The organism is Mesobacillus sp., from assembly GCF_049588175.1.
Taxonomy (GTDB): domain Bacteria; phylum Bacillota; class Bacilli; order Bacillales; family Cytobacillaceae; genus Mesobacillus.
In genome coordinates this window covers 1-4,171 of sequence record NZ_JBAVFI010000139.1, presented here as the reverse complement: position 1 = coordinate 4,171, position 4,171 = coordinate 1, and the positions used below count along the sequence as shown (strand labels likewise).

The window sequence follows — 4,171 nt, the reverse complement described above, 5'->3', positions numbered from 1 at the left end:
AGAACGCACAGAGCGAGAAGTCCCCTTCCCAGCTTTTTATCGAAAAATTTGAAGGAACATATGTGAAGGTTGTGCTCGCGGTCGTTGTGCTAATGATGTTTGTTCCCCACTTCCTGCTGGGATGGAGTTGGACGGAAACCTTCTATAGAGCCATGATTTTGCTGGTCGTAGCATCGCCATGCGCACTTGTTGCTTCGATCATGCCGGCAACTTTATCCGCAATTTCAAATGGTGCCAAGCACGGAATCTTATTTAAAGGCGGCGTCCATTTGGAAAACCTGAGCCATTTAAAGGCGATTGCTTTTGATAAAACTGGCACGCTGACTAAGGGTAAGCCTGAAGTAACCGACTTGATCGTCGCCGCTGGTCTTGACCGCGATGACGTCCTGTTAAAAGCTGCTTCAATCGAGAGCCACTCCAATCATCCGCTTGCGAATGCGATTGTTAAGTATGCTAAGGTTGAGCTTGGAAAAGAGCTTGTACATCCAGAGAGCATTGAAGATGTATCAGGATGGGGTGTAAAAGCCCATTATGAAAACGAGGACTGGAAAATAGGAAAAGCGGATTTTGTTGGCCAATCAGCTGCTGAGGAATTTGCCGGCGGCGCTGCACTAGAACTTGCGGGTGAAGGTAAAACGATTGTATTCATTGAACGGAACGGTGAGCTTGCAGGTTTGATGGCCTTAAAGGATATCGTCCGCGAAGAAACAAAACATGCCATCGACCTGTTAAAATCAGAAGGAATTTTTACTGTCATGCTTACTGGGGACAGCAGGAACACCGCAAAAGCAATAGCCGCTGAGAGCCATGTGGATGAGCATATCGCAGAATGTCTGCCTGAAACAAAAGTAGATGAATTGAAGAAGCTGAAAGAACGGTTTGGCAATGTGGCGATGGTTGGCGACGGCATCAATGATGCTCCTGCCCTCGCAACCGCTAATGTCGGAATCGCGATGGGTGAAGGTTCAGATGTCGCCCTCGAAACTGCAGATGTCGTCTTGATGAAAAACGACCTGCCAAAAATTGCCGAAGCCATCAATCTTTCCCGCCGTATGAACAGAATCGTCAAACAGAACGTCGTTTTCTCAATTCTTGTCATCATGGTGCTGATCGCATCAAACTTTCTGCAGTTTCTCGACTTGCCATATGGTGTAATTGGCCATGAAGGCAGCACAATTCTGGTTATCTTAAACAGCTTACGTTTGTTGAAATAAAAAAACTCCCGCTCGGCCAATATGTGCCGGCGGGAATTTTTTTTTAGTGATATCCATTTGATCCATTCGCAGAGCCTGATGTTTTTTGCTTAGGATTGCTTTTGTTGCCTTTTTGTTTTGTGCCGCCGTCTTTTTTCGTTTTCTTGGTCATCCTGAAATCCCCCTTGATATAAGTGAGGTAATTGCCTCCCTTATATCTTCCGCAAAAACCGGACTCGTTACCGCGGAAATATAAGGATATCCGAATTGGGAATCAGGAGAACTTGTCTTGCCCATCATCCATTTCTGTCCTAATCAGCACCCAGCCTTCTTCTCACTGAAATAAGCATTGATTTCTCCGCCAATGATAATGATATAAGCAGAAAAATAAAGCCAGAGCATCAAGACGATGATGGCGCCAATGCTGCCATAAGTGGCAGTGTAGGACGCAATATTGCTTACGTAGAAAGAGAAGCCGATTGAAACAAGCACCCAGCCTGCTGTCGCAAAGACTGATCCAGGCAGTCCACTGATGCAGGTTAGCTTTTTGTTAGGTGCAATCCAATACAAGCCAAGAAAAACGATAAAAAGAATCAGGATACTGATCAGCCAGCGAAGCATATTCCATACATGGATAAACTCTTCCCTTAAGCCAAAATTAGCAAAGAGCCAAATGCCGATTTCTTTTCCAAACACAGGAAGAATCAAAGCGACAAGAAAAACAAAGATCATTGCAAAGGTTAATATGACGGCCATCAATCGGCTTACGATGAACGATCTGGTTTCTTTTACTCTGTATGCTCTGTTAAAGGCTGTTACAATGGCATTTATTCCATTAGAGGCAGTCCATATGGTGGCAATCAAACCAAAAGACAATAGCTTGCCGTCCTTTTGCATAATATCTTCAAGACTGTTCCTGATTAAATCCATTGTATCGCCAGGTGCATAATCGTCAAAAAAAGCTAGTATATCAACCTCTGTAATCGGCAGGTACGGTACCAGCGTCACTAGGAAGATCAATAACGGAAATAAGGAAAGCAACAAGAAGTATGCAAGCTGGGCAGCAAGTGCCGGAACATCATCCTCCTGAATCCTGTGCCACATTTGCCTGAAAAACGATAAATCAACCATTGATTCACCTCATCATATGCTTTCCTTCATCTAAATAAGGGCTTGTTTAAAGTTCATTTTCATCTATATGCGTTCTGTTTTGGTCAGATGCCGCAATTTTCCTCAACGTTTCCTTTGTCCCTTTTACAAGCTCAGTTACCTGTGGCGGAACATCTCTGATTTCCTCTACTTTTTCTGTAATAAAAGCAACGTCCTCTGTTACTTGTTCCACTGTTGACCGGACTTTATTCGCTACATCCTTGATCTCTTCAAATAATTCAGTTGGGTTTTTCACTGCGTAAGCTACACCGCTTGATACTTTGCTGAAATCTTCTTTAACCGCGTCGCGGGTCGATTTTTCCAAAAGGCTTACAGCCCCTCCTGCTAACGCTCCTAAAACCATACCCATCCAAAATCTCCTCGAACTCATATCCTTCTCCTCCTATATATGTTTGTCCCGATGCAGACATTCAGTCTTGCCTGCTTCCTATCTAACATTTTCCACGATAGCCATTGATTCATGCAAGTCTAGACGACTTTTTTTATCAGATTCGGTTTGATAATGAATTTAAACTGGATCCATTGGAACCAGAATAAGGGGAAAAAGGTATTACGCTAAGAGCTATAAATATTATCCGGCCCTTCATGGAGCCGGATTTGTAATTGACTTTTCATAGTGAACATGGAAAGATGATTGTACAACCCCTGAAAGGATGAACGGAGTGGACTTAACTAAAAATTCACCTGAAAACGTTGAATTCATGATTGAAAAAATTAAAGAAAAGCTTAATGTCATGAACATAGGCGCCATCAAATCCTCACATTTTGACGGCGAAATGTATGAAGAACTGGTAGAACTTTACGAAATGATCATGAAGAAGAACAATTTCAGCCCGAACGAATTGCAGGCAATCGCCGAAGAGCTGGGCAATTTGAGAAAGCAATAATGGATGACAGGCGCCAAATAAGGTGCCTGTTTTTATGTGGAATGAAAAACATCTCAGAAAATGTCTAAACTTTTTAGTTTCCACTATGCATATATTGTTATAAGATAGATTTATTACTTTTTAAGGGAGTGAAGACCGTGAATAAGCTTAGAACTTCAGCCCTGAGCCTGCTCCTTCTGTTTACTTTCTTACTCACTCACGGAACGCTTCCTGCTGAAAAAGTTAATGCATTTGGCACAAAAACAAAAGCAGTCCTCCTAGTGGATAAGGCTTCTGAAGACCTACCCGATCCAACTACAAGTGATAAAAAAACCTTCACCATTTTCTATACAATTGTTGCTCTCCTATTTATCCAGCCTTCTATCAGCAGACGGATTCCTGCAAATGCCTTTACCGCCCTTTTCGCCTTTCTGACGGCTGTGTTTTTCCAATCTAATTATGTGATCAAGCCTCTGAGATTTTAAGCATTTTTAAAATCAAAGGAGGAATGAATCATGTGGTTTCGTTTTCTGATGATCGGCTTCTTTTCACTGACGGCATCAAGCTTTTTGCTTTACCAGGGAATAGAGTTTTATCATGCGTTTATCGATTTTTTTAAGCAAAGTAAATAAAATGAATGTAAAAGAGGGTGTCCCAAAAGTATCTTGGGACACCCTTTTATTATAACTGATAAGGGTCAGTTGCTTTTTTGCGGAAGAATGATGAAAAAGCCCAACTGCCAGCTATTTCATCATTCTTCTAGGTGTGTTGAGTGAGGGTATTATAACAACCCTACTATTGATTTCCGCTCCAGGTTTAAAAAGAGCCTACAAAAAAAGTTCCCCTCAACTCGAGGGGAACTTGATCAATCAATTAGTTTTCATTCCGTTCAACAGCATGGCCGCCGAATTCGTTTCTTAATGCGGCAACTACTTTTCCTGT

5 protein-coding genes are annotated in these 4,171 nt (G+C 42.2%); 3 read left to right on the top strand and 2 right to left on the bottom strand.

Annotation, left to right across the window (positions count from 1 at the left end; genetic code table 11):
* The coding region (locus WB217_RS03450) for a heavy metal translocating P-type ATPase (protein ID WP_423990666.1) at nt 1–1,214 on the top strand (1,214 nt) is incomplete at its 5' end.
* 294 nt (nt 1,215–1,508) lie between these two features.
* On the opposite strand, the gene WB217_RS03445 is transcribed toward WB217_RS03450, so the two are convergent.
* Nucleotides 1,509–2,324, bottom strand: a complete 816-nt coding sequence (locus WB217_RS03445) for a YihY/virulence factor BrkB family protein (RefSeq protein WP_423990664.1) — start codon at nt 2,322–2,324, stop codon at nt 1,509–1,511.
* 46 nt (nt 2,325–2,370) lie between these two features.
* Nucleotides 2,371–2,733 (bottom strand): YtxH domain-containing protein, encoded by a 363-nt coding sequence (locus WB217_RS03440; RefSeq protein ID WP_423990662.1) that lies wholly within the window; start codon nt 2,731–2,733, stop codon nt 2,371–2,373.
* Between the two features lie 292 nt (nt 2,734–3,025).
* On the opposite strand from WB217_RS03440, the gene WB217_RS03435 reads away from it, so the two are divergent.
* Both WB217_RS03435 and WB217_RS03430 read left to right on the top strand, forming a co-directional pair.
* Complete coding sequence (locus WB217_RS03435; protein WP_423990660.1) at nt 3,026–3,250, top strand: DUF1128 domain-containing protein; 225 nt, start codon at nt 3,026–3,028, stop codon at nt 3,248–3,250.
* Between the two features lie 137 nt (nt 3,251–3,387).
* On the top strand, nt 3,388–3,714 hold the full coding sequence (locus WB217_RS03430) for a hypothetical protein (protein WP_423990658.1): 327 nt from the start codon (nt 3,388–3,390) through the stop codon (nt 3,712–3,714).
* Nucleotides 3,715–4,171 lie beyond the last annotated feature (457 nt).

What these genes read in the sequence shown, in the direction of transcription:
- WB217_RS03445 (WP_423990664.1), bottom strand. Translation starts at nt 2,324, where the DNA reads ATGGTTGATTTATCGTTTTTCAGGCAAATGTGGCACAGGATTCAGGAG.
- WB217_RS03440 (WP_423990662.1), bottom strand. Translation starts at nt 2,733, where the DNA reads ATGAGTTCGAGGAGATTTTGGATGGGTATGGTTTTAGGAGCGTTAGCA.